Annotated in this window: 24 protein-coding genes; 13 read left to right on the top strand and 11 right to left on the bottom strand. The window is 73.3% G+C overall.

All coding sequences use genetic code 11. The features are described 5' to 3' along the window. The first annotated feature begins 24 nt into the window (after nucleotides 1–24). From AB0B20_RS10110 to AB0B20_RS10095, 4 genes are all read left to right on the top strand, one after another. The gene (locus tag AB0B20_RS10110) at nucleotides 25–858 is read left to right on the top strand and encodes a cytochrome c (protein WP_269704829.1); all 834 of its coding nucleotides are present in this window, start codon (nucleotides 25–27) and stop codon (nucleotides 856–858) included. Between the two features lie 67 nt (nucleotides 859–925). Beyond that, entirely contained in the window at nucleotides 926–2,014 is a 1,089-nt protein-coding gene (locus AB0B20_RS10105) for a Rieske 2Fe-2S domain-containing protein (RefSeq protein WP_357469675.1), read from the top strand. Continuing rightward, a complete protein-coding gene (locus AB0B20_RS10100; protein WP_357380625.1) occupies nucleotides 2,011–3,642 on the top strand; it encodes a cytochrome b N-terminal domain-containing protein in 1,632 nt (543 codons plus the stop codon). The genes AB0B20_RS10105 and AB0B20_RS10100 overlap by 4 nt, the downstream gene beginning before the upstream one ends. A 210-nt stretch (nucleotides 3,643–3,852) precedes the next feature. After that, nucleotides 3,853–4,521, top strand: a complete 669-nt coding sequence (locus tag AB0B20_RS10095) for a DUF4142 domain-containing protein (RefSeq protein ID WP_357469672.1) — start codon at nucleotides 3,853–3,855, stop codon at nucleotides 4,519–4,521. Nucleotides 4,522–4,583: 62 nt separating this feature from the next. On the opposite strand, the gene AB0B20_RS10090 is transcribed toward AB0B20_RS10095, so the two are convergent. From AB0B20_RS10090 to AB0B20_RS10070, 5 genes are all read right to left on the bottom strand, one after another. Then, nucleotides 4,584–4,871 carry an Lrp/AsnC ligand binding domain-containing protein gene (locus tag AB0B20_RS10090; protein WP_357469669.1) on the bottom strand — a complete coding sequence of 96 codons (288 nt, stop codon included), beginning with the start codon at nucleotides 4,869–4,871 and terminating at the stop codon, nucleotides 4,584–4,586. A gap of 52 nt (nucleotides 4,872–4,923) precedes the next feature. Then, nucleotides 4,924–5,805 carry a sugar phosphate nucleotidyltransferase gene (locus tag AB0B20_RS10085; RefSeq protein ID WP_357469666.1) on the bottom strand — a complete coding sequence of 294 codons (882 nt, stop codon included), beginning with the start codon at nucleotides 5,803–5,805 and terminating at the stop codon, nucleotides 4,924–4,926. Continuing rightward, nucleotides 5,802–6,329, bottom strand: a complete 528-nt coding sequence (locus AB0B20_RS10080; RefSeq protein WP_357380631.1) for an NUDIX domain-containing protein — start codon at nucleotides 6,327–6,329, stop codon at nucleotides 5,802–5,804. Before AB0B20_RS10080 ends, AB0B20_RS10085 begins: the two co-directional genes overlap by 4 nt. A gap of 39 nt (nucleotides 6,330–6,368) precedes the next feature. Continuing rightward, nucleotides 6,369–8,156, bottom strand: coding sequence for a RelA/SpoT family protein (locus AB0B20_RS10075; protein ID WP_357469739.1), 1,788 nt, complete (start codon nucleotides 8,154–8,156; stop codon nucleotides 6,369–6,371). Between the two features lie 129 nt (nucleotides 8,157–8,285). Continuing rightward, nucleotides 8,286–10,040, bottom strand: a complete 1,755-nt coding sequence (locus tag AB0B20_RS10070) for a DEDD exonuclease domain-containing protein (protein WP_357469663.1) — start codon at nucleotides 10,038–10,040, stop codon at nucleotides 8,286–8,288. 127 nt (nucleotides 10,041–10,167) lie between these two features. Here AB0B20_RS10070 and AB0B20_RS10065 point away from each other — a divergent pair, with 127 nt between their 5' ends. Next, nucleotides 10,168–11,565: an NYN domain-containing protein gene (locus AB0B20_RS10065; RefSeq protein ID WP_357469660.1), complete on the top strand. Its 1,398-nt coding sequence runs from the start codon at nucleotides 10,168–10,170 to the stop codon at nucleotides 11,563–11,565. Nucleotides 11,566–11,778: 213 nt separating this feature from the next. Beyond that, nucleotides 11,779–12,018: a hypothetical protein gene (locus tag AB0B20_RS10060; RefSeq protein ID WP_357380637.1), complete on the top strand. Its 240-nt coding sequence runs from the start codon at nucleotides 11,779–11,781 to the stop codon at nucleotides 12,016–12,018. 53 nt (nucleotides 12,019–12,071) lie between these two features. On the opposite strand, the gene AB0B20_RS10055 is transcribed toward AB0B20_RS10060, so the two are convergent. Continuing rightward, nucleotides 12,072–12,329 carry a hypothetical protein gene (locus tag AB0B20_RS10055; RefSeq protein WP_357380639.1) on the bottom strand — a complete coding sequence of 86 codons (258 nt, stop codon included), beginning with the start codon at nucleotides 12,327–12,329 and terminating at the stop codon, nucleotides 12,072–12,074. A gap of 224 nt (nucleotides 12,330–12,553) precedes the next feature. On the opposite strand from AB0B20_RS10055, the gene AB0B20_RS10050 reads away from it, so the two are divergent. The 3 genes from AB0B20_RS10050 (at nucleotide 12,554) to AB0B20_RS10040 (ending at nucleotide 16,098) form a co-directional block, all read left to right on the top strand. Continuing rightward, on the top strand, nucleotides 12,554–13,624 hold the full coding sequence (locus AB0B20_RS10050) for a hypothetical protein (RefSeq protein WP_357380641.1): 1,071 nt from the start codon (nucleotides 12,554–12,556) through the stop codon (nucleotides 13,622–13,624). A gap of 93 nt (nucleotides 13,625–13,717) precedes the next feature. After that, on the top strand, nucleotides 13,718–14,977 hold the full coding sequence (locus tag AB0B20_RS10045; RefSeq protein WP_357469656.1) for a M48 family metallopeptidase: 1,260 nt from the start codon (nucleotides 13,718–13,720) through the stop codon (nucleotides 14,975–14,977). Further along, the gene (locus tag AB0B20_RS10040; RefSeq protein WP_357380645.1) at nucleotides 14,974–16,098 is read left to right on the top strand and encodes a glycosyltransferase family 4 protein; all 1,125 of its coding nucleotides are present in this window, start codon (nucleotides 14,974–14,976) and stop codon (nucleotides 16,096–16,098) included. Before AB0B20_RS10045 ends, AB0B20_RS10040 begins: the two co-directional genes overlap by 4 nt. A 94-nt stretch (nucleotides 16,099–16,192) precedes the next feature. Here the strand turns inward: AB0B20_RS10040 and AB0B20_RS10035 are convergent, their stop codons facing one another. From AB0B20_RS10035 to AB0B20_RS10015, 5 genes are all read right to left on the bottom strand, one after another. After that, nucleotides 16,193–17,869: a bifunctional diguanylate cyclase/phosphodiesterase gene (locus tag AB0B20_RS10035; RefSeq protein ID WP_357381158.1), complete on the bottom strand. Its 1,677-nt coding sequence runs from the start codon at nucleotides 17,867–17,869 to the stop codon at nucleotides 16,193–16,195. Nucleotides 17,870–17,945: 76 nt separating this feature from the next. After that, nucleotides 17,946–18,758: an SAM-dependent methyltransferase gene (locus AB0B20_RS10030; protein WP_357380647.1), complete on the bottom strand. Its 813-nt coding sequence runs from the start codon at nucleotides 18,756–18,758 to the stop codon at nucleotides 17,946–17,948. A gap of 195 nt (nucleotides 18,759–18,953) precedes the next feature. Then, nucleotides 18,954–19,622 carry a response regulator transcription factor gene (locus tag AB0B20_RS10025; RefSeq protein WP_013287678.1) on the bottom strand — a complete coding sequence of 223 codons (669 nt, stop codon included), beginning with the start codon at nucleotides 19,620–19,622 and terminating at the stop codon, nucleotides 18,954–18,956. A gap of 7 nt (nucleotides 19,623–19,629) precedes the next feature. Beyond that, nucleotides 19,630–21,324, bottom strand: a complete 1,695-nt coding sequence (locus AB0B20_RS10020) for a GAF domain-containing sensor histidine kinase (RefSeq protein WP_357469653.1) — start codon at nucleotides 21,322–21,324, stop codon at nucleotides 19,630–19,632. A gap of 14 nt (nucleotides 21,325–21,338) precedes the next feature. Then, nucleotides 21,339–23,141, bottom strand: coding sequence for an AMP-dependent synthetase/ligase (locus AB0B20_RS10015; protein ID WP_357469650.1), 1,803 nt, complete (start codon nucleotides 23,139–23,141; stop codon nucleotides 21,339–21,341). A 165-nt stretch (nucleotides 23,142–23,306) separates the two neighbouring features. Between AB0B20_RS10015 and AB0B20_RS10010 the strand changes: the two genes are divergently transcribed. The 4 genes from AB0B20_RS10010 (at nucleotide 23,307) to AB0B20_RS09995 (ending at nucleotide 26,159) form a co-directional block, all read left to right on the top strand. Beyond that, on the top strand, nucleotides 23,307–23,762 hold the full coding sequence (locus tag AB0B20_RS10010; protein ID WP_357469645.1) for an SRPBCC family protein: 456 nt from the start codon (nucleotides 23,307–23,309) through the stop codon (nucleotides 23,760–23,762). A gap of 40 nt (nucleotides 23,763–23,802) precedes the next feature. Next, nucleotides 23,803–24,438 carry a hypothetical protein gene (locus AB0B20_RS10005; protein WP_357469642.1) on the top strand — a complete coding sequence of 212 codons (636 nt, stop codon included), beginning with the start codon at nucleotides 23,803–23,805 and terminating at the stop codon, nucleotides 24,436–24,438. 73 nt (nucleotides 24,439–24,511) lie between these two features. After that, nucleotides 24,512–25,459: an ROK family glucokinase gene (locus AB0B20_RS10000; RefSeq protein WP_357380658.1), complete on the top strand. Its 948-nt coding sequence runs from the start codon at nucleotides 24,512–24,514 to the stop codon at nucleotides 25,457–25,459. A gap of 1 nt (nucleotide 25,460) precedes the next feature. Next, nucleotides 25,461–26,159, top strand: a complete 699-nt coding sequence (locus AB0B20_RS09995; protein WP_357380661.1) for an endonuclease/exonuclease/phosphatase family protein — start codon at nucleotides 25,461–25,463, stop codon at nucleotides 26,157–26,159. Nucleotides 26,160–26,201 lie beyond the last annotated feature (42 nt).

Here is a 26,201-nt window from a genome sequence, read left to right as displayed (position 1 = left end):
TCCAACCGGTTAAGGACACAGGTCATGACTTCTGACAACGACCGCCGACGCGGTCTGCTCGCGCGGCTGCGCGGGCGGCCCGTGGCGCGCAGCAGGGGCCGCCGCCGGCTGGGCGCCGCGGTCCGGCTGTTCGCCGCGCTGATGCTGGCCGGCGGTGCCTACACCGTCTTCGCCCCCGGCGTGCAGGCGCAGGACAACCCTCCGTTGACCGCCGCAGGCAACGAAGGTAAGGCGCTGTTCGACGTGAGCTGTGTGACCTGTCACGGTCGCAACGCCCAGGGCGTCGAGGGCCGCGGTCCGAGCCTGATCGGCGTCGGGTCGGCCTCGGTGGAGTTCCAGGTCAGCAGCGGTCGCATGCCGATGGCCCGGCAGGAGGCCCAGGCCATGCGCAAGCCCCCGCAGTTCACCGACGAGCAGGTGCGCCAGCTCGGGCAGTACATCCAGGAGCTCGGTGGCGGCCCGGAGGTGCCCAACGGCGACCTGCGTGAGGGCGCCAACCTGTCCACCGGCGGTGAGCTGTTCCGGATCAACTGCTCGCAGTGCCACGCCTTCGGCGGCGGCGGCGGCGCGCTGTCCTCCGGCAAGTACGCCCCGAGCCTCGCCCCGGCGAGCGACCGGCAGATCTACGCCGCCATGCTGAGCGGCCCGCAGAACATGCCGGTGTTCGGCGACAACCAGATCACGCCCGAGGAGAAGGCGGACATCATCGCCTACATCCAGGAGACGCTGAAGCACGACGGCGACCCGGGCGGTTTCAACCTGGGCCGGTACGGCCCGTCGACCGAGGGTCTGGCGATCTTCCTGGTCGGCATCGTCGCGCTGGTCTTCGCGAGCCTGTGGATCGCGGGCAAGTCGTGACCGGACGGATCAATGCTTTCAGTGCTGTGGCGCCGACCCCCGGCGTCACCCGTAGCGAGGTGACGGCATGAGCACCCACACCGAGCACCAGGCTCAGCAGGGCCCGGAGCCGCTCGACGTGAACGACCCCCGGCTCTCCCGGTTCGACATCGTCCAGGAGGGCGCGCGGCGCGACGACATCGAGATCGTCCACTACGAGGCGCAGGTCGTCCCGGGCAGCAAGGCCGAGCGCCGGCTGACCCGTACGGTCGCCCTGATGTTCCTGCTGACCGGCGTCTTCGCGACCGCCTTCCTGGTGGTCTACATCTGGTGGCCGTGGCAGTGGGAGCCGGGTCGCGGCGGCGACAAGCTCTACACGCCGCTGCTCGGCCTGACGCTGGGCCTGGCCCTGCTGGGCATCGGTTTCGGCATCCTGACCTGGGGCAAGAAGCTGCTGCCCAAGGAGGTCTCGATCCAGGACCGGCACGACCAGGCCGCCGACCCGGAGGGTCGCAAGATCACCGGTGAGACCATGCTCTACCTCGCCGACGAGGTGGGCGTGCGCCGCCGGCCGCTGCTCGGCATCTCGCTGCTCGCCGGTCTGGCACCGGTGGGCGCGGTGGCCGCGGCCCCGCTGATCGGTGGCCTGATCGAGCAGCCGCACAAGAACAACCAGATGTTCACCACCGGCTTCCAGCCGGGCGAGGGCGGCAAGAAGATCCGGCTGATCCGTGAGGACGGCCGCCCGATCCGCCCGGCCGACGTCAGCGTCGGCGGCCAGCTCACCGTGTTCCCGGGCATCGACGGCGGCGTGAGCAACCTGCACGCCGACTCGCCCACCCTGCTCATCCACCTGCGGGAGGACGACGCGCAGAAGTCGCGCGCCGCGAACGAGCGCAAGGGCCACGGCGACTACATGTGGGGCAACTACGTCGCGTACTCCAAGATCTGTACGCACGCCGGCTGCCCGGCCAGCCTCTACGAGCAGCAGACCAACCGCCTGCTCTGCCCCTGCCACCAGTCCCAGTTCCTCATCACCGACAACGCCAAGCCGATCTTCGGCCCGGCGAACCGGCCGCTGCCGCAGCTGCCGATCGAGGTGGACGAGGAGGGCTTCTTCGTGGCGAAGTCCGACTACACCGAGACCATCGGTCCCGACTTCTGGGAGCGGCCATGAAGCGCCGAAAGTTTGATGCAGCAGCGCTGCCGGCCAAGAGCGCGCGGGCGGTGGACGACCGCTTCCAGGTGGCCACGCCCCTGCGCAAGCTGCTGAACAAGGTCTTCCCCGACCACTGGTCCTTCCTGCTGGGCGAGATCGCGCTGTTCTCGTTCATCGTCCTGCTGCTCACCGGCGTCTTCCTGACGTTCTTCTTCGAGCCGGCGATGACGGAGGTCATCTACAACGGCAGCTACGCCCCGCTGCGGGGCACCCCGATGTCGGCCGCCTACGCCTCCAGCCTGGACATCTCGTTCGATGTCCGCGGTGGTCTGATCATGCGGCAGATGCACCACTGGTCGGCCCTGCTGTTCATGGCCGCGATCGTGGTCCACATGCTGCGGGTCTTCTTCACCGGCGCGTTCCGCAAGCCGCGTGAGACCAACTGGATCATCGGCTCGCTGCTGTTCTGGGTCGGCTTCCTGGCCGGCTTCACCGGCTACTCGCTGCCGGACGACGGCCTGTCCGGCACCGGCCTGCGGATCGCCTCCGCGATCATCCTGTCGATCCCGGTGATCGGTTCCTGGGTCAGCTCGTCGATCTTCGGCGGGGAGTTCCCCGGCACCATCATCATCAGCCGCTTCTTCATCGCCCACGTGCTGCTCGTCCCGGGCCTGCTGGTGGCGCTGATCAGCGTCCACCTGGGCCTGGTGTTCAAGCAGAAGCACACCCAGTGGCCCGGCCCCGGCCGGACCAACGACAACGTGGTCGGCGAGCGGATGTTCCCGCGCTACGCGCTCAAGCAGGGCGGCTTCTTCATGGTCGTCTTCGGCGTGATCGCGCTGCTGGGCGGCCTGTTCCAGATCAACCCGATCTGGCTGTTCGGCCCGTACGAGGCGTGGGTCGTCTCGGCGGCCAGCCAGCCCGACTGGTACGTCATGTTCCTCGACGGCTCGACCCGGCTCATGCCGGGCTGGGAGATCCACATCCCGATCGGCAACGGGTACGTCATCCCACCGTTGTTCTGGCCGACGGTGGTGCTACCCGGAATCCTGGTCGGCCTGTCCACGATGTATCCGTTCCTGGAGGCACGCCGCCTCAAGGACTACAAGCACCACAACCTGCTCCAGCGGCCCCGGGACGTTCCGGCCCGGACCGCCGTGGGCGCCATGGCGCTCGCCTTCTACATCGTGCTGACCCTCTCCGGCGCCAACGACGTCATCGCGGACAAGTTCCACATCAGCCTGAACGCGATGACCTGGGGCGGCCGGATCGGCCTGCTGATCCTCCCGCCGATCGCGTACTACATCACGTACCGGATCTGCCTGGGTCTGCAGCAGCACGACCGGGAGGTGCTGGCCCACGGCGTGGAGACCGGCATCATCAAGCGGCTGCCCGACGGCCGGTTCGTCGAGGTCCACCAGCCGCTCACCTCGGCCGAGGGCCACGACGGTCACCCGCCGGCGCTCGACTACGTCGGCTGGGTGGTGCCGAAGAAGATGAACCGGCTCGGTGCCCTCGGCCCGGCGATCCGGGGCTTCTTCTACCCGATCGAGAAGCCGGCCGAGGCGCCGGTCTCGCCGGGGCACCCGCCGGTCGAGGCACGGCCGGAGCGGGAGGAGATCGGCAGCGGCGAGAGCCGTCGCTGACCCTCCCCGGTACGACTGACAGTGGCGCCCGCCGGATCATCCGGCGGGCGCCACTGCCGTTTCCGGCCCGGACGTCCGGTTGCCTCCCGAGCACGCCCGGAGGCCGGTGCGCCGACCGCCGTCGCCCCCGACACGGACGGGTGGAATCGCAGGAATAACCCCGGTCAGCCGGGTATCCGTGCGGTCCGACGTCTCATGGGGGAGGAACGAATGTTGGGAATCAAACGCCTGGGCCTGCTGGCCGCGCTGGTGGTCGTGGGGCTGGCGCCCGCCGCCGCGGCGCAGGCGGCGGCACAGCCGTCGACGCAGGACACGCAGTACCTGCAGGCGGTGCACCAGGTCAACCTGTTCGAGATCACCGCCGGTAACCTGGCCCAGCAGAAGGGCCAGAACCAGCAGGTCAAGGACCTGGGCAAGATGTTCGTGACGGACCACACCCAGCTGGACCAGACGGTGCAGTCGACCGCGCAGCAGCTCAACGTGCAGTTGCCGGCCGATCCGACCGCCGACCAGCAGAAGGTCCTGGACAAGCTGAACAACCTCAGCGGCGCCGAGTTCGACAAGGCGTGGGTGACCGCGCAGCTCGCCGGTCACGTCCAGGCGATCCAGGCCACCCAGACCGAGATCTCGCAGGGCTCGGAACAGTCGGTGGTGCAGATCGCGCAGGACGCGCTGCCGGTCCTCCAGGCGCACTACGACGCGCTTGTGGCCCTGGCGCAGACCCTGGGCGTCCCGGTGCCGCAGACCAGCGCCAGCGGCACGCCCAGCCCGGGCGGCACCACGTCCCCGGGTGGCACCGAGTCGCCGGCTCCGGGCGGCACCGAGACCGAGGCGCCCGCTCCGGGCACCACGGAGACCCCGGTGCCCAGCCAGAGCTGACGTACCGCACGGTCGACGGTGACCGGTCCGCCCCGCCAGGGTGGGCCGGTCACCGGCTCGTGTCAGTCGGCGTTCGCCAGCCCGATCGCGAACGCCGACTCCAGGTCGTGCTGCGAGTAGGCGCGGAACGCGATGTGCGACTCGGTGTTCAGCACGCCCGGCACCTTCGAGATGCTGCCGGCGATGACCTGCGCGATCTGCTCGAACTCCCGGACCCGGACCATGGCGACCAGGTCGACGTGCCCGGCCACCGAGTAGACCTCGCTGACGCCGGGCAGGTCGGCCAGGGCCTCGGCCACCTCGGGGATGGAGTCGGTGGCGCAGTCGATCAGCACGATCGCGGTGATCACGGGACGTTTCTCCGTTCGTCGGCGACGAGGCCAATGCTAGAGCCAGTGACCCTCACCGCGCCGCCGGGACGGTCAGGTCGTCCCCGGCCCGGATCACCTCGCGCAGGCGTTCCCCGGCCGCGACGCGCGCGCCCGGCCACACCACCGACCGGTCCACGTCGCCGTGCACCACCGCCCCGGCGCCGACCACCGAGCCGGTGACCCGGCCGGTCACCGTCGCGGTCGGGTCGACCAGCCCGTCCGGGCCGGCCGCGTGCAGGTTGGCGGCCAGGTAGTCGGCCGGGGTGCCGGTGTCGTAGAACGTGCCCCGGTAGGGCACCACGGTCAGCTCGCCGGCTGCCTCCGCCGGCCGCCACACGGCCCGGACCAGGTCGCCGAACGTGGCCGGCAGGTCGCGGACCAGCCGCCAGGGCAGCAGCGAGAAACCCACGAAGTCGTGGCCGCCGAAGGTGCCGGGGGCGTCCGGGTCGCCGGCGGGCCGGCCGAGCAGGCGTACGCCATGCCCGTCCCACCCGTCCAGCAGCGCGGCGATGTCCTCGCCGGGTGGCGCCTGCGGATCGGCCAGGTACGCGTCGGCGTTGCCGACCAGCACGCCCCGGCCGTCGATCCAGTCCCGCAGCCGGCCCACACCACCGGCGGTGCCCAGCGGAGCGCCCGGCTCGACGGACAGGTGTGCCCGCCCGCCCACCCGTGCGATCACCTGGTCACCCAGGTAGCAGGCGTTCACCGCGACCCGGCGTGGGCCGGTCAGGCCGAGCCCGGCCAGCCGGGCCAGCGCCCGGTCGAGCAGCGGGACGTTGCCGACCGGGCAGAGCGCCTTCGGCACCCGCTCGGTGAGCGGACGCAGCCGGGTGCCCTCGCCCGCGGCCAGCACCACGGCGCACACCTCGACGGCCGGGGCCGCGACACCCGCGTACGGGACCGGGGTGCTCACGGGGCCGGCGGGTGCTCGCCGGCGCGCGGGCCGATGCCGTAGTACCCGAGCAGGTTGGCGGTGGCGCGGCTGAGCCGGGGCAGGTCGTCGAGCGGATGGAAGGCCGCCTCGATGACCTCGGCCCCGTCCACCTTCAGCTCGGTGCGCGACGCCGGCACCTCCGCCTCGAAGACCACGTCGACCCAGCCCTTGGCGTGCACCACCGCGTTCGGCACCGCCGGTCGCAGCGCGTCGGGGGACAGGCGGACGCCGGACTCCTCGTACAGCTCGCGGGCGGCGCCGACGACCGGGGCCTCGCCGCGTTGCAGCAGCCCGGCGGGCAGCGTCCAGCTGTACCCGGGCGGCTGGCGCAGCAGCAGGAGACGGCCCGCGCCGGTGGCCTCCGCGTCCCGCAGCAGGGTGACCGCGCCGACGATGTACTTCGGTACGGCCAGCCGGACCAGCCGCCGCCGCAGCGGGACCGGAAGCCGGTAGAAGAACTTGTAGCCGAGGGCCCGTCCGGTGGCACGCGCGCGGGGGATCATGCCGTTCAGGCTAGTGGTCCCGGCGCGGGCCGGCTCCGTCTACTGCCTGTGGTCGACCAGATCGATCAGCTGCTGGACCACCGTGTCCGGCTCGACGGTGCGGTCGAAGACCGCCACCAGCAGCGTCTCCAGGTCGGGGTAGCCCAGTTCCTCGGACAGCCGCAGCAGCGGAAGGTCGTTGGCCAGCCCCCGGTTGTGCTTGCGCAACGCCAGGCCGATCGAGGCCCGGCCGAGCCGGACCTTGTCGGCGATCGAGATGCCCGGCTCGGTGTGCTCGGCGAACCAGCGGTTGATCTGCATCTGGGCGTGCGGGGACTTGACGAAGCCCAGCCACTCCCGGCGCGGGCCGCGCGGGGCCACGTCCGCCTCGAATCCGCTCTCCGCGTCGTTCTCGGTGAAGATCTCCACCACGTCGCCCTCCTCCAGTTCGGAGGCGAGCGGCGCGAGCCGGCCGTTGATCCGGGCCGCCAGGCAGTGGTCGCCGCGCTCGGTGCCCAGCTCGTACGCGAGGTCGACAGGGGTCGCGCCGGCTGGCAGCACCACCTGCCGCCCGTCGGCGACCACCTGGATCTGCGCCTCGGACAGGTCGCAGCGCAGCGACTCCATGAACTGCGTCGGGTCGACCGTCTCCTGTTCCCAGTCGAGCACCCGGCGCAGCCAGGCCAGTTCGTCCGTCCGGTCGACGGCCCGGCCCGCGGTGCGGGGGAAACGGTAGTGGGCGGCCACGCCGTACTCCGCCGAGCGGTGCATCTCGGTGGTGCGGATCAGCACCTCGACGGTGCGGTCCTGCGGCCCGCAGACGCTCGTGTGCAGCGACCGGTAGAGGTTGTTCTTCGGGGAGGCGATGAAGTCCTTGAAGCGGCCCGGCACCGGACGCCAGAGCCCGTGCACGGCGCCCAGCGCGGCATAGCAGTCGGTCGCCGGACCGTCCACCACGATCGCGATGCGGGGCAGGTCGTACGGGGCGGCGTGGTCGCCGGCGACGGTGTCCTTCCAGATCGAGTAGAGGTGCCGGGGGCGGGGGGAGACCTCGGCGTCGACCCGGTTGCGGCGCAGCGCCACCCGGGTGCGGGCCACCACGTCGGCGAGGTAGGCGTCCCAGCCGGGCCGGTCGTGCACGAACCGGGCGATCCGCGCGTGCTCCTCCGGCCGCAGGTGCAGCAGCACCACGTCGTCCAGCTCGCGCTTGAGCGTCTGGATGCCCAGCCGGTCACAGAGCGGGACCAGCACCTCCTGGGTCTTGCGGGCGATCCGCTCCCGGGACGCCGCCGAACGGACGCCGAGCGTACGCATGTTGTGCAGCCGGTCGGCCAGCTTGATCACCAGCACCCGGACGTCCTTGCCGGCCGCCACGATCATCTTGCGGACGGTCTCCGCCTCGGCGGCCTTGCCGTAGAACGCCTTGTCGAACTTGGTCACGCCGTCGACCAGGTGGGCGACCTCGCGGCCGAAGTCCTCCTGGAGCGCCTGGAGCGTGTAGCGGGTGTCCTCCACCGTGTCGTGCAGCAGGGCGGCGACCAGCGTGATGGTGTCCATGCCGAGGTCGGCGCAGATCTGCGCCACCGCCAGCGGATGGGTGATGTACGGCTCGCCGCTCTTGCGGAACTGGCCGCGGTGCATGTTCTCGGCGATCGTGTAGGCCCGGCGCAGCACCGAGGCGTCGGCGCTCGAATGGATGCCGCGATGGGCGCGGACCAGTGTGGTGACCGGGTCGCCGTCAGCGGTGGGCCAGGTGAGCAGGGAACGCAGGCGGCGGGTGAGCGGCAACTCGCCCTGGGTCGGGAGCGCGCCACCCAGGGCGGCGCCGTGTCCGGCGTCGACGTCCACCTGGGACACCTCCTCACCCCGGCCCTCGGCCACCGGGAACCGGCGGCCGGGAGCAGAGCCCGCGAATCGGGCAGGTCTGCACTCCTTTAACAGACTAAGGGAGGCGAGGTAGTCCGATCGGTCAGTTGGTCATGAGCGTTCGGTCGAGAGTTTGGCGGATCCGCCACCCTCCGCCTTCGCCAGCAGGTCGCGGAAACGCCCCGCGCCGGCCACCGGCGAGGCCCATCCGGCGGTCGTCTCGACCAGCCTTGTCTCCGGTCGCTCCAACCAGGACAGGATCCGCTCGGTCTCCTCGGCGGTCGCGGCCGGCACCGGACCGTGCCCGGGCAGCACCGTCTCGGCGGTGGCCCGGATCGCGGTGATCGTGGGTCGCGGGTGGACACCGGGCGGGGACACCCCGGCCCCGGCGAGCCGGCCGTGCCGCACCAGCGCCAGCTCCCAGCCGCCCCGGGCGGCCGGGCGGGCGGCGGCCAGCTCGGCGATGCCTGTCAACGCGGCCAGCCGCTGCATCCGGACCGCCGCGCGCAGCACCGCCACCAGCCGGCCGCGTACCACCGCCGCCTCCTCGTAGCGCTGGGCGGCCGACAGCACCTCGATGCGGGCGAGCAGCGCGTCCACCACCACACCGGGGTCGTCGCTGGTGGCGGTGCGGAACGGGGTCGCCGCGCGGTCGTCGTACTCCTCGGGGGTGATCCGGTGCTCGCAGGGCGCCGGGCAGCGACCCAGCTCGGCCAGCGCGCAGGCCGGCATGGTGGTGCGCCGGGAGAGCCGGTGCGTGCACTGCCGCAGCGGCACCGCGTCGTGGAAGCCGGCGGCGGCCAGCTCCGCGGCCTGCCGGGACCGGAACGGCCCCAGGTAGGCCGTGTCGGTGGGCGCGATGTCGCGCACGATCGACAACCGGGGGTACGCCTCGTCGGTGAGCTTCAGCCACACCTGGCGCTCCGGATACTTCGACCGGCGGTTGTACGGCGGCGCGTGCGCCGCGATCAGCCGCAGCTCGCGGACCTCCGCCTCCAGTGAGTGGGCGCACTCGACCGCCTCCACCCGTTCGGCTGCGGCGAGCATCTCGGAGATCCGGGCCCGCTTCTCGGCGGCGGTGAAGTAGCTGCGGACCCGGGTGGCGATGTCGCCGGACGTGCCGACGTAGAGCGGCCGGTCGTCGGCGGCCCGGAAGATGTAGACGCCCGGCACCTTGGGCAGCCCGTCGGCGAGGTGCCGCTTGCGGCGCTGGGTCGGGGTGACCGCGCGGGCGAACTCGATCGCCTCGCCGACCGTGTCGACCCGGTGCCCGCCGAGGCGGCCGATCAGCCCGTGCAGCACGTCGACGGTGGCCTTCGCGTCGTCCAGCGCCCGGTGGTTGGGCTGGGTGGCGGTGCGGAAGTAGGCGGCGAGCGTGCCCAGCTTGCGGTTGGGCACCTCGTCGCGGGTGAGCACCCGCCGGGCCAGCGCGGCCGTGTCCAGCACCCGGGGGTTGGGCCAGCGGTAGCCGTGCTTCGCGCAGGCCGCCTTGAGGAAACCCACGTCGTACGGCGCGTTGTGGGCGACGAGCACGGCGTCGCTGATGAACTCCAGGAAACTCGGCAGCACCTGCTCGATCGGCGGGGCGGGCAGCAGCATGGCCTGGGTGATGCCGGTGAGCACGGTGATGAACGGCGGGATCGGCACGCCCGGGTTGACGAGCGTGGCGAGCACGCCCAGCTCCTCCCCGCCACGGACCTTCACCGCGCCGATCTCGGTGATCCCGCCGCCGTCGGGCGCGCCCCCGGTGGTCTCCAGGTCGACCACGACGAAGGTGGTCGCGTAGAGCGGCAGCGCCGGGTCGACACCGCTGCCCGCCGGGTCCAGGCCGGCCAGCGACTCCTGGACGTACTCCGCTCGTGTCACCCGCGGGACGCTAGCGGCACGGTCCGACACTCCTGTCACTGCGGCCCCAGGAGATACCACGGGGGTACGATGAGAGATCGGCTCACTCACCGGGCGGTGGGCCCGTTCGGGGTGGGAGACTTGCCTCATGCCCCTCACCGAGCCGTACGACGACCACTCCTCCGCGGAGGAGCCGGTGGTCGGCGTGCCCGCTGACGAGGGCACACCGCCCGCTGCCGAACCCGAGCCCGTGCTGCCCGAGCCGGTCCGGCAGCGGATCGTCACGCTCACCGCCGCCGTGCTGCCCGGCCTGCCCGCCGACGAGGTGCCGGTGCCACTGCGGCGGGTCGCGAAGTTCGCCCCCAACCGCCGGGCCCGCCTCGGCGCGCCAGCGATCGCCGCCCAGCTCACCGCCGACCCGCTGTTCCGGCAGCGGATCACCGCCCGGGTGCTCGTCGACGCCGGTGACCTGGGCGCTGCGGTGGTCGAGGGCACCGCGCCGGCCGCCGCCGACCCGGTCGAGGTGGCCGCCCTGGCCTACCTGGCCCGGCCCCGGGGCTGGCGGGAACTGATCGAGGCCAGCGGCGAGGCGGTACGCGCCGAGGCCGACAGCGCGGTCGTGGCCGAGCTGGTCCGCGAGGCCGAGCAGCGGGCCGCCCGCGCCGAGCACGACCGGGCGGTGGCCCGGGTCGAGGCGGAGAAGCTGCGCGACGAGCTGGCCCGGGTCCGGGAGGAGCTGGGCCAGCTCCGCGAGGAGGCCCGCCAGTTGACACGTACCCTGCGGGAGACCCAGGCCCGCGAGCGCAAGGCCACCGAGCTGCTCGCCACCGAGCGGGGGCGGGCGGCCCGCGCCGCCGCCGACGCGGACGCCGAGCTGCGCCGCGCCCGGGCCCGGCTGGCCGAGGCGGAGGCCGCCGCCGGGGTGGCCCGGGCCAGCGCCAAGGAGGCCCGCTCGGTCGACGACGCGCGGCTGTGGCTGCTGCTGGAGACCATCGGTCAGGCCGCCGTGGGGCTGCGCCGGGAGCTGGCGCTCGACCCGGTGGACAAGCTCCCGGCCGACTTCGTCGCCGACGCGTTCGCCGAGCAGCCGGGCACCGCGCCGGCCGGGCCGTCGACGCGGGCCCGCGACACCGACGACCCGGCCCGCCTCGACCAGTTGCTCGCGCTGCCGCGGGCGCACCTGGTGGTGGACGGCTACAACGTGACGAAGCGCGGCTTCGGCGAGATGTCACTGGAGCAGCAGCGCAAGCGGCTGATCACCGGGCTGGGCGGGATCGCCGCGCAGACCGGGGACGAGGTCACTGTCGTCTTCGACGGCGCGGAGCGGATGCACGGCCTGCCCCCGGCGCCGCGCGGCGTGCGGGTGCTGTTCTCCCGCAAGGGCGAGACCGCCGACGAGCTGATCCGCCGCCTGGTGCGTGCCGAGCCGTCCGGGCGGCCGGTGGTCGTGGTCTCCTCCGACCGCGAGGTCGCCGACGGGGTACGCCGGCACGGCGCGTACCCGCTGGGCGCCGACTCGCTGCTGCGGCGCCTCGCCCGGTCCTGAGCCCGCTCCTCCTCCCGCTGCCTGATCGGCTCCAGCTCGGTGCGGTGGCGGGGTCGCGTGCGTGCCGATCGCGCCACTTCGGCGTACTGGTTCGTGTTCGCGGCGGCTGCTGCCTCGTTGTCCGGTTCTGTCGTACCCGAGCGTTAGCGTCGTGGTGACCGACGGTGGTGGCTCCTTCCCCGACCGCCACCGGCGACCCGTCAGGAGGCGTTGATGCTGATCGACTGCGACACCTGCGGCAACCGCGGCGCCGGCTGCTCCGGCTGCCTGGTGACCGCACTGCTCGACTCCGACCCGGCCGACCTGGGTCCGGCCGAGCACCGGGCGATCGAGGTGTTCGCCCGGGCCGGATTCGAGGTCGAGGTGCTGCCACCCGCGCCGGTCGCGGCGCCCGTGCCCGCCGCGACACGGGCGCCGGCACCCCGCCGTCCCGGCCGTCGCCGGATCGCCTGACACGCCCGCTGCCCGCTGCCGCCGCCGCGTACGCCGAGGCGAGGGTCCGCGGGTCACCGTCGGCGCGGGTCCGGCCGCGGCCCCTTCGGGTCAGCCGGCACCGTCCGGTCTCGGGTCTGCTTCGCCGACGGAAGCGGGGCGAGCCGCCTGGTGTTCCAGGTGTGATAGAGCCCGGAGAGGGCGGTGGCGATCGTCACCAGGTCGCTGGTCGGGGTGCCGATGAGAGTCAGCAGGATGCCGGTGGCCAGAACGGCCAGGAAGACGATCACGTCGAGATGGCGGCTGCGGTGCAGCGTCCGGTCCGTGCTCATGGCCTTACCTTTCGAGAGTCCTCTGCCCCGCCGCTCGGGGGGTGTGATTCGGTTGTAGCCGCAGCCGGACGGGCTGAGAGCCGAGCTTTTTCCACGCCTGCGCGAGCGCGCAGAAAGCGCAGGTCAGGAATTTTCCACGGAGCGGCGGCCGGCGCTCCGGAACGCCGGCCGATTGCTCCCGCGCGTAGCCTGAGGCCGACAGGGCATCCGTTCCTCCTGCCTCGATGGGTCAGCAGATGGCGGTGCAGCACGGCGGGAAGCGCGGGCGCCCGCGCAAGCCACTCGACCGCGCGGGTCTCGATCCGCACCTGCGAGTGCTCGCGGAAGACCTCCGCGCGTTGGTGGGCGACCGGTCGTTCGACGAGGTCGCCCGGGCGATCTACCGCTCTGTCGAGGGCGTGGCAGGTGCCTGCCGGGGTGAGGTGCTCAAGTCGCGTGCCGTCGTGGTGGCCGTGGCCAAGTACTGCGGCGGTGACGAAGAAGAGTGGAATCTCAGGTGGGGACTGGCCTACCTGCACCTGGAAGCGGCGGGGCGGCAGGACCTGCTCCCCAAACGCGGTGAGTCGCCGGACCGCGCGGCGCTGAGGGAGGCGGCCGCGGACGCGGAGACACTGCTGCGTGCCATTGGCGTCAGGCAGTTGGAACAGCGCCGGCTCGCTCTGCTCAAAGCCGAGCCACTGCTGGCCGAACTCGACGAGGAGCTGCCGACGGCGACGGAGAAGAACGGACGGAACGCGGCGGAGTGCTGGGCCGATCTCACCGATTACCTGAGGCGGCTCGTCCTGCTCTTCACCAACGACCCGATCCCGGCCGGCAACCGTGGCGACGCGGATCTCACCGTCGTCCTGAACCGGCTCTCCGAACTCGGAACACGGACCGGCGTCAGGGAATGGCAGACACTCGCCGCCCAGATCCGTGCCGCCTACGACCTCGCCCAGCACACCGGCTGGTACGCGGTCGATCCTCAGCACACCGGTCTCGCGGCGTACGGGGATGAATTCGCCCGCGTACGCGCCGAGGCCGGCCGCAGGGCTTCACAGCTTGCACGGGCAAGCGCGTACCTGGAAGCCAAGGCCGACCTCGTTCCGGCCGCAGCGGTGGACCGCGCCCGGTACGACCCACCGCGCAGCGGCTACCTCGGCGGCGCGATCCTTCTGGTGCTGCTGGGAATCCCCGTCACCGTGGGCCTCATCTGCGCCGGCGCCCCCACACCCGTCTGGGCCGTCGCGGGACTCGTGGTGATCCATGCGGCGGCGGCCTTCGTCGCGGCGGCGGCGCACGCCCGTCGGGACTGAGGCAGGGCGGTGCGCCGCCGGTCAATATGATGGGCGGTCACGGCGGGAGGGGAGCGGCATGACGCGGACGGGGTACCACGGCGGGGTGATTCGGTGACCCCGCGTGCCTGGGCGCTGCTGACCCTGGGCGGCCTGGCGGTCGCGCTGCTCGTGGCGGTGGTGCTGCTGGTGCCGTGGAGCCGGCCGCCGGCGCCCCGGGCCGACCAGCTCGCGGCGCTGCGGGACCTTCCGGCCGGGCAGGTGGCCCGGGGCCGGGAGTTCCACGGCGCGCTGCGTCCGGCGGCCTGGTCGGCGCTCGCGGTCGGGCTGGTGGTGGCGCTGCTGCTCGGGCTGACCCCGCTGGGCGGCCGCCTGGTCGAACTGGTCGGCCGGCCCTTCGGCGGGCACTGGGTCGCGCAGGCGGTGCTCGGCGGGCTGGCCGTCATGTTCCTCGCCGACCTGCTCACGCTGCCGTTCGCGGCCTGGCGCCGTACCGTGCTGGTCCGCTACGGGCTGAGCACCCAGAGCTGGGGTGGCTGGGCGGTCGACCTGCTCAAGTCGTACGCGGTCAGCGCGGTGATCGGCGCGTTGGTCCTGCTCGGCTTCTACACCGTGGTCCGGCTCGCCCCGCGCTGGTGGTGGGCGTTCGGCGCGGCCGGCGCGGCCGTCCTCGTGGTGGTGCTGTCGTTCGTGCTGCCGGTGCTCGTCGAGCCGGTGTTCAACCGGTTCACCCCGATGGAGCCGGGCCCGCTGCGCAGCGAGCTGACCGCGATGGCCGCCCGGGACGGCGTGCCGGTGCGCGACGTGCTCGTCGCCGACGCGTCCCGGCGTACCAGCGCGGTGAACGCCTACGTCTCCGGGCTCGGCCCGACGCGCCGGGTGGTCGTCTACGACACGCTGCTGCGCGAGGCCGAGCCGGCGGAGGTGACCAGCGTGGTCGCCCACGAGATGGGGCACGCCAAGGACCGGGACGTGTGGACCGGCACGCTGCTCGGCGCGCTCGGCGCCGCCGCCGCGGTGGTGGCGCTCTACCTGATCGGGTCCTGGACGCCGCTGCTGCGGCTCGCGGGCGTCGACTCGATCGCCCAGCCCCGGGCGTTCCCGCTGCTGATCGCGCTGGTCACGGTCGCCGGCCTGCTCGCCACGCCGGCACAGGCGCTCGTCTCCCGCCGGATCGAGTCCCGGGCCGACGCCCACGCGCTGGCGCTCACCGGCGACCCCGCGACGTTCGAGGCGATGCAGCGGCGGTTGGCCGGGGTCAACCTGGCCGACCCCGACCCGCCGCGCTGGGAGCGCCTCTGGTCGGCGACCCACCCGTCCACCGTGGAGCGGATGGCCGCCGCCCGCGCCTACGCCAGGGAGCACGGCCGATGAGCCGCACCTTGCTGATCACCAACGACTTCCCGCCGCGCCCCGGCGGCATCCAGTCGTTCGTCCACAACCTGGCGGTGCGCCAGCCGCCCGGCTCGGTCGTGGTGTACGCGTCGAGCTGGCGTGGTGCGGAGAAGTTCGACGCCGACCAGCCGTTCGAGGTGGTCCGGGAGCGGACCAGGGTGCTGCTGCCCACCCCGCTGATCGCCCGGCGGGCGGCGCGGCTGGCCCGCGCGTACGACTGCGACACCGTCTGGTTCGGCGCGGCGGCCCCGCTGGGGCTGCTCGCCGCGGGCCTGCGGCGGCGGGCCGGGATCCGCCGGGCGGTGGCGCTGACCCACGGGCACGAGGTCGGCTGGGCGGCGCTGCCCGGCGCCCGGTCGGCGCTGCGCCGGATCGGCCGGGGCGTGGACGTGACCACCTACCTCGGCGAGTACACCCGGGAGCGGCTGGCCCGCGTGCTGGACGGGCTGACCGAGCTGCGGCGGCTCGCACCCGGCGTGGACGTGGACACCTACCACCCGGACGTCGACGGCCGGCAGGTCCGATCGCGGCTCGGGCTGGCCGACCGCCCGGTGGTGGTGTGCGTGTCACGGCTGGTGCCCCGCAAGGGCCAGGACATGCTGATCCGCGCGCTGCCGGCGATCCGCCGCCGGGTGCCCGACGCCGCGCTGCTCGTGGTCGGCGGCGGACCGTACCGCTCGACGCTGGAGAAGCTGGCCCGGCAGACCGGGCTGGAACGCGACGTGGTCTTCACCGGGTCGGTGCCCTCGGCCGAGCTGCCCGCCCACTACGCGGCCGGAGACGTCTACGCGATGCCGTGCCGCACCCGCAACCGGGGCCTGGACGTGGAGGGTCTCGGGATCGTCTACCTGGAGGCGAGCGCTACCGGACTGCCGGTGGTGGCCGGCGACTCCGGTGGCGCCCCGGACGCGGTCCGCGAGGGGGAGACCGGGTACGTCGTCGGTGGCCGGGACGTGGCGCAGCTCGCCGACCGGGTGGCCACGCTGCTCGCCGACCGGGATCTGGCCCGGCAGTTCGGCGCCGCCGGCCGTGCCTGGGTGGAGCGGGAATGGCGCTGGGAGACGCAGGCGCAGCGGATGGCCGCCCTGCTGGCCGGCTGACCGCGCGCTGGCCGGATCCCGCGCGCCGGCTGGATCAGGCGGCGCGGGCCGGATCAGGCGGCGGGCCGGCCGGTCAGGAGCGGCGCCGGCCGGGTCAGGAGGCGGCGTCTACGTGGGCGGGTACCCGGCCCAGGTGCGGCGCGGCCGCGCCGGGACGGCCGAAGTGCCAGCCCTGACCGGCGTCGCAGCCGATCGCGCGCAGCCGGTCGGCCTGGTCGGCCGTCTCCACGCCCTCGGCGGTGACGGTGAGGTCCAGCGCGTGGGCCAGCGAGACGAGCGAGGCGAGGATCCGCTCGTCGGTGCGGCTGCCCGGCGCGCGCAGGCCGGTCACGAACTCGCCCGCCACCTTCAACTCGTCGACCGGCAGGTCCCGCAGGTACGCGAGGTTGCAGTACCCGGTGCCGAAGTCGTCTATGGCGATCCGGACACCGAGGTCGCGGAGCACCCGCAGGGCCCGCACCGGCTCGACCACGGTGCTCATCATGGTGCTCTCGGTGATCTCCAGTTGCAGGCGGTGCGGCGGCAGGCCGGTGTGCCCGAGCACGCCGCGTACCTCGGTCACCAGGTCGCTGCGGTGCAACTGCCGGACGGCGAGGTTGACGCTGACGAACGGCGCGTCCCCGTCCACGCCCGGCCAGCTGCCCGCCTCGCGGCACGCCTCGGCCAGCACCCAGCTGCCGAGCCGGACGATCAACCCGGTCTCCTCGGCCAGCGGGATGAAGCTGTCCGGCCGCAGCACACCCAGCTCCGGGTGACGCCAGCGCACCAGCGCCTCCATGCCGAGCACCCGCCCGTCCCGCAACGACGTCAGCGGCTGGTAGTCGAGGTAGAACTCGCCCCGGTCCAGCGCGGCGGGAATCGCCGCGGACAGCGCGTACCGGGCCAGCTCCCGGCGGTTGCGGTCGGCGTCGAACAACGACCAGCGGGCCCCGCCGGCGGCCTTGGCCCAGTGCAGCGTGCTGTCGGCCGCGCGCATCAGATCCATCGGCGAGGTGCCCGCGACCGGCCGCTCCACGATGCCGATGCTCGCGGACACGGTCAGCTCGTGGCCCTCGACGAGCGCCGGCTCGCGTACCGTCGCCAGCGCCGCCTCGGCGACCTTCACCGCGTCGTCGGTGCCGGCGGTGCGTTCCACGAGGATCACGAACTCGTCGCCGCCGAGCCGGGCCACCAGGTGTTCACCGAGCGCCCGGTGCAGACGCTGGGCCACTGTCACCAGCAGTGAGTCGCCGACCTGGTGGCCGAGGGAGTCGTTGACGACCTTGAACCGGTCCAGGTCGAGGAAGCAGACACCGACCCGGTCGGCGCCCCGCCCGGGCGCGGTGATCGCGTCGGTCAGCCGTTCGGTGAACAGCGTGCGGTTCGGCAGGCCGGTGAGCGGGTCGTGGGTGGCCTGGTGCCGGAACCGGGCCTCGCTGTCGCGCAGTGCCCGTTCCGCCTGCGCCCGGGCCATCATGGCGGCCCGGCGGATGGACTCCTGCTCGTCGAGCGTGCGGTCGCGCAGGGCGCGGGCGTACCCGGTGGCCACCGTGGCGAGCAGCCGCGCCATCCGGTCCTCGACGTCGTCGACGACCAGGTCGAGGTCGCGGACCAGGCGCAGCTGGATCACCTCGACGGTGCGGCCCAGCCCTTCCGCGGAGGCGATGTGCGCCTGCACCAGCTCCGCGCCGACCTGCTGGCCGATCCGCAGGTCGAACGGCTCGGCCAGCAGCGCCTCGGCCAGCCGCTCGGTGAGCCGTTGCAGCATCTCCTCGAGCTGCGACTGGGTCATCGGCAGGTAGCTGGTGCCGGAGACCGCCTTGGCCCAGGCCCGGGCGAAGACGCCCGGGCGGCAGGGGGCCGCGTCGTCACGCACCGAGCCGCCCCACCCCGCCCATGAAGACGGCCCGCTCGGCGTTCTCCGCCTGGTCGGGGGAGTCCGGCCGCCACTGCGGCACCCACACCACGCCCGGGTCGACCAGCTCGAAGCCGTCGAACAGCGCGGTCAGCTCGGCCCGGCTGCGGATCCAGAGCCGGCTGTCGGTGCGTCGGTAGACCCGTTCCGCCTCGGCCCGCTCGCCGGTGCCGGCGCGGCCGTCCTCGCTCGCCTGGGAGAGCACCAGGTGACTGCCGGGCGCCAGCGCCGAGCGCAGCGTCCGGAGGATCTCCTCGGGGCGGTCGGCGTCCGGGATGAAGTGCAGCACCGCCACGATCATCACGGCGACCGGCTCGGTGAAGTCCAGCAGCCGGGTGACCTCCGGGTGCGCCAGGATCGCCTCCGGCCTGCGCAGATCCTCCTGGAGCACGGCGGCGTTCCCGTTGCCGGCCAGGATCTCCTGGCTGTGCGCCACCGCCACCGGATCCACGTCGACGTAGACCACGCGCGACTCCGGATCGATCCGCTGGGCGATCTCGTGCACGTTGCCGACGGTCGGGATGCCCGAGCCGATGTCCAGGAACTGGCGGACGCCGGCCTGGGCCAGGTATTGCACCGCCCGGCGCAGGAACGCGCGGTTGGCCTGGGCCATCAGCGGCGCCTCCGGCACCGCCTCCACCATCGCGCGGGCGGCCGCCCGGTCGGCCGCGAAGTTGTGCGAGCCGCCGAGGTAGTAGTCGTACATCCGGGCGACGCTGGGGCGCTCGATGTCGATCGTCTCGGGTGCCCAGTCCGGCCGCTGCATGTCCTGCCCCTCGGGTGTCGGCGACACGCGGTCCCCGCCGCCGCGTGGACCACCCGGGTATTCTGCCCCTCCGCCGTCGCGGTGCAAAGACCGCCGTCGCTACGCGTCCGGCCGTTCACCGTACGCGACCACGCATGGCGTGAACGCCGCGAGAGGCCCGCGTCCGTGGCGGACGGGGCCTCTCGCGGCGGTGCGTCAGAACTTCGGGGCGTCCGGGGCCTCCAGCAGCCCCAGCCGCAGCGCGGTCATCAGCGCCTGCGCCCGGTTGGCCGCGCCCAGCTTCTCGTAGAGCTTGGAGATGTGGGTCTTGGCCGTCGACTCGCTGACGAACAGCTGCTTGGCGATGCCGGCCACGCTCATGCCGTCGGCGAGCAGGCGCAGCACCTGGCCCTCGCGGGGGGACAGCTGCGGGCCGGACGGCGCCAGCCGGCGCTTCATCGCCTCGGCCAGGTCGGCGGCGGTGAACGCGCTGGGGGAGGAGGCGGCGTGCCGGGCGGCGGCCACCACCTCGTCGGCCGGGGCGGTCTTCGGCACGAACGCGCTCGCACCCGCCTCCAGGGCGCCGAAGAGCTGGTCGTCGCCGGCGTACATGGTGAGCACGACGATGCCCATTGACGCGCTGGACTTGCGCAGGGCGCGGGTGGCCTCCAGGCCGCTGCCGTCGGGCAGGCGCAGATCCATGATCACCACGTCGGGCTGGAGCGCGCCGGCCTGGCGCACGCCCTCCGCGGCGGTGGCGGCCTCGCCCACGACCTCGAACTGACGGTCGCGCTCGAACGCGTGACGCAGCCCCTTGCGGATGAGGTCGTGGTCGTCGACCAGGAGAACCTTGGTACGGGTGGCCGGTGTCGGACTGCTGGTCATCCTCGGGTTACTCCCCTTCTGCTGCTGCGGCGCTGCCGCGCACCTTATCGCGCCGGGGCGACGAACCGAGCACCACCGCCACAGTCGTCCCACTCGGCTGCCGCGGCCTGATCTCCAACCGGCCTCGGATACGTTCCGCCCTCTCCGCCATGATCGCAAGGCCATAGTGCCCGTCCGGGCGCTGGTCACCGATGCCGTGACCGTCATCCGACACTTCGATTCGGGCGAACGGGGGATCCACCTCGCATGTGACCCACAGGTTCGAGGCGCCGGCGTGCTTGCGGGCGTTCGTCACCGCCTCCTGCGCGATCCGCAGCAACTCGGCCTCGGTGGCGGCGGGCAGCCGGGCGGTGGACTCGTCGAGTGACAGGTGCACCCGCAGGCCACCGGAGGCGCCGACGGTGCGGGCGTACTCGGCGATGGCGGCGGCCAGGCCGCCGTGCCGGTCCACCTCGCTGCGCAGCTCGAACAGGCTCAGCCGCAGCTCGGTGATCACCCGGGTGACCTCCTGGCGCAGCGTACGCAGCGAGTCGGCGGTCTCGTCCGCGTCCTCGTGCACGGTGGCCAGCGCGTTGTCGATGCCGTAGCCCACCATGACCAGCTCCTGGGCGACCCCGTCGTGGATCTCCCGGGCCAGCCGCTGCCGCTCCTCGTTCGTGGCCAGCGAGCGCACCTCGTCGAAGAGCAGCGCCGCCTCCAGCCGCAGCGCCGCCGGGCCGGTCAGCGCCGTCACCCGGGACACCACCGGCGGCGGGTACGCGGCGGCGGTGTCCGCCTCGATCACCACCAGGCCGACGGTGCGTACGCCCGCCACCAGCGGGACGATCAGCGCGGACACCTCGCCGGAGCGCCGCGACCGGGCCTGCGAGCGCGACGAGACGGTCGGCTGCTGGCTGGCCCAGGCGTCGGCGATGGCCGAGTCGGCGTCGAGCGTGGTCTCCCAGTCCACCCGGTCCGCGCCGATCTGCGCGAGCACCACGAGCCGGCCGCCGCCGCTGGCGGACAGCACCGCGCCCCGGTCGGTCTTGGCCACCACCCGCAGCTCCTCCAGCAGGTGCTCGGAGATGCCACCCGGGTCCAGGGTCGCGCCGGGCAACTGCCGGGCCACCGTACGGAGCTGGGTGAGCAGTCGGGTCGCCTCGGCGTACGGCTGGGGTTTGCCCTCGCCGCGCACCCGCATGACGCGCTGGAGCGTGCCCGCGGTGTAGAGGCCGAGCCCGGCCAGGATCAGCCACTGGGCGCAGACCGTGAGGTAGCCGACCTGGCCGAGCTGCGGCCCGCCGTCGACCTTGGTGAACGCGGCACTGGCAAGCAGCGTCGCCGCCGCGACCACGAGCAGCGCGGCGCCCTCGCGGAACCGGCGGCTCAGCGCGGTTACGGTGACCGGCACGGCGAGGTACGGCAGCACCGCCGAGGCGCCCACCCCGCCGGTGACACCGGTGAGATGGGTGTCGGCGGCGACCTGGCTGGCGGCCAGCCCGAGCACCACCACCTCGGCGAACCGGCTGATCGAGGTGAGCAGCCGGTGCTGCGGGGCGAGCACGGCGGGCAGCCCCGCGACGCCCAGCAGGGCGATCCACCAGAGCTGGGCGGGGTCGCGGGTGGCGAACAGGGTCAGGGCGGCGACCAGCGCGAGGAGGACCGCGCGGGCCGCGACCGCGAGGGGCTGCGTCTGCGGCTGGCCGGATGTGGAGGCGGGCACGTGACGGATCGTAGTCAGCGTTGGTAGATCTCCGCGATCTCCGAGGCGTACGTCTTGTGCACGACCTGCCGCTTGACCTTCAGCGACGGGGTCAGCTCACCGGTGGTCTCGGTGAAGTCCTGCGGCAGGATCCGGAACACCTTGATCGCCTCGGCCTTGGAGACCGCCTGGTTGGCCTGGTCGATCGCGCCCTGGACCTCGGCGCGCAGCGCCGCGTCCTCGCGCAGCTCGGCGATGCTCGTGGTCTCCGGGCGGCCCTGCCCGGCCAGCCACTTCGGCAGCGCCTCCTCGTCGATGGTGACGAGCGCGGCGATGAACGGCTGCCGGTCGCCGACCACCACGCACTGGCTGATCAGCGGGTGCGCCCGGACCTGGTCCTCCAGCACCGCCGGGGCGACGTTCTTGCCGCCGGCGGTCACGATGATCTCCTTCTTGCGGCCGGTGATGCTCAGGTAGCCGTCGTCGTCGAGGTGCCCGAGGTCGCCGGTGCGGAACCAGCCGTCGGCGCTGATCGCCTCGGCGGTGGCCGCCTCGTTGTGCCAGTAGCCCTGGAAGACGATGTCGCCGGCGATGAGGACCTCGCCGTCGTCGTCGATGCGGATGGTGACGCCGGGCAGGGGGCGGCCGACGGTGCCGATCCGGGTGCCGGTGGGGAGGTTGGCGGCGGCGGCCGGGGAGGTCTCGGTCAGGCCGTACCCCTCGCAGATGGTCACCCCGACGCCGCGGAAGAAGTGCCCGAGCCGCGCGCCCAGCGGCGCGCCGCCGGAGATGGCGTCGCGGCACCGGCCGCCCATCGCCGCCCGCAGCTTGCGGTAGACCAGCTTGTCGAAGAGGGCGTGCTGCGCGCGCAGGCCCAGGCCGGGGCCGCCGGGCAGCTCCTGCGCCTCGCTCCACGCGATGGCGACCTTCTCCGCCCGGTCGAAGATCTTGCCCTTCCCCTCGGCCTCGGCCTTCTGCCGCGCGCCGTTGTAGACCTTCTCGAAGACCCGGGGTACGGAGAGCACGAACGTCGGCTTGAAGTCCTGGAGCTCGGCGACCAGGTTCTTGGTGTCCGCGCAGTGCGCCATGGTGGCGCGGGCGTGCACCACGCCGACCTGGATGAGCCGGGCGAAGGCGTGCGCGAGCGGCAGGAACAGCAGCGTCGAGGCGCCCTGGCGGAACAGGTTCGGCAGCACCGGCACCGCGTTGGCGATGTCGGTGTAGATGTTGCGGTGGGTCAGCACGCAGCCCTTGGGCCGGCCGGTGGTGCCGCTGGTGTAGATGATCGTGGCGACGTCGTCGGCCTTGAGCAGCGAGCGGCGGGTCGCCACCTCGGCCGGGTCCACCGACGCGCCGGAGGCGACCAGCTCGCCGACCGCGCCCAGCTCGATCTGCCAGACCTCGCGCAGGTCCGGCAGCCGGTCCCGGACACCGGCGACCAGGGTGGCGTGCGCGGTGCTCTCCACCACCACGGCGACGGCGCCGGAGTCGCCGAGGATCCAGGCGGCCTGCTCGGCGCTGGACGTCTCGTAGATCGGCACGGTCACCGCGCCGGCCGCCCAGATCGCGTAGTCGAACAGCGTCCACTCGTAGCGGGTGCGGCTCATCAGGCCGACCCGGTCGCCGGGGGAGACACCCGCGGCGATCAGGCCCTGCGCCAGCGCCACCACCTCGTCGCGGAACTGGCGGCAGGTCACCTCCTCGCGCGCCGCCGTCCCCGCGCCGGGGCGGACGAACTGCACGGTGTCCGGGGCGACCTCGGCGTTTTCCCAGACCGGGTCGGTCAGGTTGGCCGCGTCGCCGACGGTGACGATCGGCGGGACGGAGAACTCGCGCACCTGCACTCCCTCGTGCTCTACCGGCGGGGCCGGCCTGGTCGGCTCTGTCGAAACCTACCCGCACACCCCGGGGGGTCTGCCAGGGAGGTTGCCCGCCCGGCTGGTGAGACGCCGTCCGGCGGGTGGAGCGGGACCGGCCGGGACGCGGCCGGGTAGCCTCCCCCCATGGCGGACTCCTCCACCCAGTCGATCATCATCGGCGCGTCACCGGACCGGGTGGCGGCCGTTATCTGCGACTTCCCGAGCTATCCCGAGTGGGCCGAGGCGGTACGCCGGGCCGAGGTGATCGAGGAGTACGAGGACGGCTACGCCAGCCAGGTCCGGTTCACCCTCGACGCGGGCGTGATGGCCGACGAGTACGTGCTGGCCTACGAGTACGCCGAGGACATCTCCCGGATCGAGTGGCACCTGGTCGCCCCGTCGAAGATGCAGCGCTCCCAGCGCGGCTCGTACGACCTGGTGGGCAACCCGGACGGGACGACCACGGTGACGTACACGCTCGAGGTGGAGCTGTCCGTGGCGATGCTCGGCATGTTCCGCCGCAAGGCCGAGAAAATGATCATGGACGCGGCGTTGAAGCAGCTGAAGCGCCGGGTAGAAGCACCCGGTGCGGCGCACTGACCGATCGTCGTCCCGGTAGTCACGCTGAAGGAGCCGAACCATGGGCACCACTGATCCGGGTTCGGCCCGGGAAGAGGCCGAGCGCCTCGTCGCCACCCTGCTCGCCGGTGCGAAGCTGGCCGCCGCCGCGCCCGGCTCCGGCGCCTGGGGTCCGCTCGGTGGGATCCTCTCCGGTGTCCTCGGTCACACCCCGCCGGGCGCCGGTCCCGCCCCGGAACCGTCCGGCAGTGCCGGTTTCGCCACCGGCTCCCCGGAATGCTGTGTCTGTCCTGTCTGTCGCGGTATCGCCGCCTTGCGCGACCCGAGTCCGGAATTCACCGAGCGGCTCGCCACCGGCGCCGGGGACCTGGCGGCCGGGGTGGCCAGCCTGCTGCGCGCGTTCAACCCGGCCGAGCCGGAGCGAACGGCCGACGACGGCCCTGCCGCTCCGGCCGGATCCGGGGACCACGTGTGGCGCGAGGCGACCCGCACCGGGCATGATTCTCAGCCGGCACCCGAGCAGGACGTGTGGTCCGCCGCCACCCGGGGGGAGGGCGCGGCCGATTCGGGTGCCGACGCCGACGCCGCCGGGCCGCCGGAGCCGGACACGAGCCGGTCACCGGCCGGCCGTCCCGTGGTGCCCGCCTCGCGGGCGTCCGGCGAGGTGGGCGCGGACGCACCAGGCGACGGGGCCTGACCACCGGACATCCCGGGACCGTACGGCCGGTTCGGCCGGTTCGCGGGCAGCACAGCAGAGGGGAGTGGCAGCGGTGACGCTGACCATCGGAGTCGACGTCGGTGGCACGAAGGTGGCCGGCGGTGTCGTGGACGACGCCGGCACGGTACTCGTGCAGACGCGACGGGACACCCCCGCCGACGACGTGGCGAAGACCCGCGACGTCATCATCGAGGTGGTCACCGAGCTGGCCGCCGGTCACGCCGTGGAGGCGGTCGGCATCGGCGCCGCCGGCTGGATCGACGCCTCCCGCTCCACAGTGCTGTTCGCGCCGAACCTGGCCTGGCGGGACGAGCCGCTGCGCACGTACGTCGGCGACGCCACCGGCCTGCCGGTGATCGTGGAGAACGACGGGAACGTGGCCGCCTGGGCGGAGTTCCGCTACGGCGCGGCCCGCGACGCCGACGACTCGATGGTCATGTTCACCATCGGCACCGGCGTGGGCGGCGGCATCGTGCTCGGCGGTGACCTGGTCCGCGGCGCCAACGGCATCGCCGCCGAACTGGGCCACATGCTCACCGTGCCGGACGGCCACCAGTGCGGCTGCGGCCGGCTGGGCTGCATCGAGCAGTACGCCAGCGGCAGCGCCCTGGTCCGCTTCGCACGCGCCGCCGCCCGGCAGGAGCCGCACCGGGCCACCGCGTTGCTGGAGCTGGCCGGAGGCGAGGCCGAGACGATCACCGGTCCGATGGTGACCGCCGCGGCCAAGGGCGGCGACCCGGTCTCCACCGAGGCGTTCGCCCAGGTCGGCCGCTGGCTCGGCACCAGCCTCGCCGACATGGCGCAGATCCTCGACCCGCAGGTGCTGGTGGTGGGCGGCGGCGTGATCGACGCCGGTGACCTGCTGCTCGGCCCGACCCGGCGGTCGTTCGCCGACGCACTGGCCCAGCGCAGCCGCCTGCCCGTCGCCGAGGTGCGCCCGGCCGAGCTGGGCAACACCGCAGGCGTCATCGGCGCCGCCGACCTGGCCCGGCGGATCTGACATGACTGACGCGGGTGTGCCGCTGCGGGTGGTGTCGTACAACATCCACAGCCAGCGCGACGACACCGCCGCCCTGGCCGAGGTGGTCCGGACGGCGGCGCCGGACGTGGTGATCGTCCAGGAGGGACCGCGCCGGTTCCGGTGGCGGCAGAAGTGCGCCGCGCTGGCCGAGTCGTTCGGCATGGTGGTGGCCGCCGGTGGCCTGCCGTCGCTGGGCAACGTGCTGCTGACCAGCCTGCGGGTGCGGGTCACCGACACCAGGTGCCAGCAGTACCCGCTGACGCCCGGGCGGCACATGCGCGGCGCCGCGTACGCGCAGTGCCGCGTCGGCGGCGTCGAGGTGCTGCTGGCCGGCTCGCACCTGTCCACCGACCCGGCCGAACGGCCCGCCCAGGCGGCGGCGTTCAAGCGGGAGCTGGCCGCGTCCACGCTGCCCGTGGTGGCCGGCGCGGACCTCAACGAGGGCCCGGACGGCCCGGCCTGGCAGACCCTCGCCGAAGGGCTGACCGACACGGCGCTCGCCGCCGACCGGGCCGACCGGCACACGTTCTCCTGCGCCGACCCGCGCCGCCGCATCGACGCGCTGTTCGTCGACCCCCGGATCACCGTCGTGGATTACGACGTGGTGGACACACCGCTGACCCGCCGCGCCAGCGACCACTTCCCGGTCCTGGTCGACCTGCTGCTGCCCACCGCCTGACCGGCGCGGACCGCCGAGCACGCCCCAGCCGGGGCGACTGCC

The sequence above is a fragment of the Micromonospora sp. NPDC049151 genome (assembly GCF_040648395.1).
In the GTDB taxonomy this organism is placed as follows: Bacteria; Actinomycetota; Actinomycetes; order Mycobacteriales; family Micromonosporaceae; genus Micromonospora.
Note: the sequence above shows the minus strand (reverse complement) of the source record. Positions and strands in the feature narration are given on the sequence as shown.

Coding starts and splice junctions, on each gene's coding strand:
- AB0B20_RS10110 (WP_269704829.1), top strand. CDS start 25: ATGACTTCTGACAACGACCGCCGACGCGGTCTGCTCGCGCGGCTGCGC.
- AB0B20_RS10105 (WP_357469675.1), top strand. CDS start 926: ATGAGCACCCACACCGAGCACCAGGCTCAGCAGGGCCCGGAGCCGCTC.
- AB0B20_RS10100 (WP_357380625.1), top strand. CDS start 2,011: ATGAAGCGCCGAAAGTTTGATGCAGCAGCGCTGCCGGCCAAGAGCGCG.
- AB0B20_RS10095 (WP_357469672.1), top strand. CDS start 3,853: ATGTTGGGAATCAAACGCCTGGGCCTGCTGGCCGCGCTGGTGGTCGTG.
- AB0B20_RS10080 (WP_357380631.1), bottom strand. CDS start 6,329: ATGATCCCCCGCGCGCGTGCCACCGGACGGGCCCTCGGCTACAAGTTC.
- AB0B20_RS10065 (WP_357469660.1), top strand. CDS start 10,168: ATGCCCCTCACCGAGCCGTACGACGACCACTCCTCCGCGGAGGAGCCG.
- AB0B20_RS10060 (WP_357380637.1), top strand. CDS start 11,779: ATGCTGATCGACTGCGACACCTGCGGCAACCGCGGCGCCGGCTGCTCC.
- AB0B20_RS10055 (WP_357380639.1), bottom strand. CDS start 12,329: ATGAGCACGGACCGGACGCTGCACCGCAGCCGCCATCTCGACGTGATC.
- AB0B20_RS10050 (WP_357380641.1), top strand. CDS start 12,554: ATGGGTCAGCAGATGGCGGTGCAGCACGGCGGGAAGCGCGGGCGCCCG.
- AB0B20_RS10040 (WP_357380645.1), top strand. CDS start 14,974: ATGAGCCGCACCTTGCTGATCACCAACGACTTCCCGCCGCGCCCCGGC.
- AB0B20_RS10035 (WP_357381158.1), bottom strand. CDS start 17,869: ATGACCCAGTCGCAGCTCGAGGAGATGCTGCAACGGCTCACCGAGCGG.
- AB0B20_RS10030 (WP_357380647.1), bottom strand. CDS start 18,758: ATGCAGCGGCCGGACTGGGCACCCGAGACGATCGACATCGAGCGCCCC.
- AB0B20_RS10025 (WP_013287678.1), bottom strand. CDS start 19,622: ATGACCAGCAGTCCGACACCGGCCACCCGTACCAAGGTTCTCCTGGTC.
- AB0B20_RS10010 (WP_357469645.1), top strand. CDS start 23,307: ATGGCGGACTCCTCCACCCAGTCGATCATCATCGGCGCGTCACCGGAC.
- AB0B20_RS10005 (WP_357469642.1), top strand. CDS start 23,803: ATGGGCACCACTGATCCGGGTTCGGCCCGGGAAGAGGCCGAGCGCCTC.
- AB0B20_RS09995 (WP_357380661.1), top strand. CDS start 25,461: ATGACTGACGCGGGTGTGCCGCTGCGGGTGGTGTCGTACAACATCCAC.